The sequence below is a fragment of the Pseudomonas sp. 65/3-MNA-CIBAN-0223 genome, assembly GCF_040310425.1.
GTDB lineage: Bacteria > Pseudomonadota > Gammaproteobacteria > Pseudomonadales > Pseudomonadaceae > Aquipseudomonas > Aquipseudomonas gregormendelii.
Window position 1 is genome coordinate 1 of the sequence record NZ_JBEOPV010000168.1, and the last position, 267, is coordinate 267.

Below are 267 nucleotides of genomic sequence, written 5' to 3' on the forward strand. Positions count from 1 at the left end.
GTTTTTAAGTGCATAGCTGATAGGTCGTACACGATCAAGGGGCTTCCAAGCTTGTTTGCCTTTCGCATCCATTGCTACGCGGCGCGCTGCAAGTTCTTCTTCCGATACTTGTAAAGTTATTTCACGCGTAGGAATATCAATATGAATGATATCGCCTTGTTCTACGAGTGCAATAGTACCGCCATCAGCCGCTTCGGGAGAGACATGACCAATAGATAAACCTGAAGTACCACCAGAGAAACGACCATCAGTGAGCAAAGCACATGC

At 46.4% G+C, this 267-nt stretch carries 1 pseudogene; it reads right to left on the minus strand.

The annotated features are described in order from the left end of the window. Positions 1 to 267: pseudogene (locus AAEZ09_RS28395) on the minus strand (dihydroxy-acid dehydratase domain-containing protein); the annotation flags it as partial.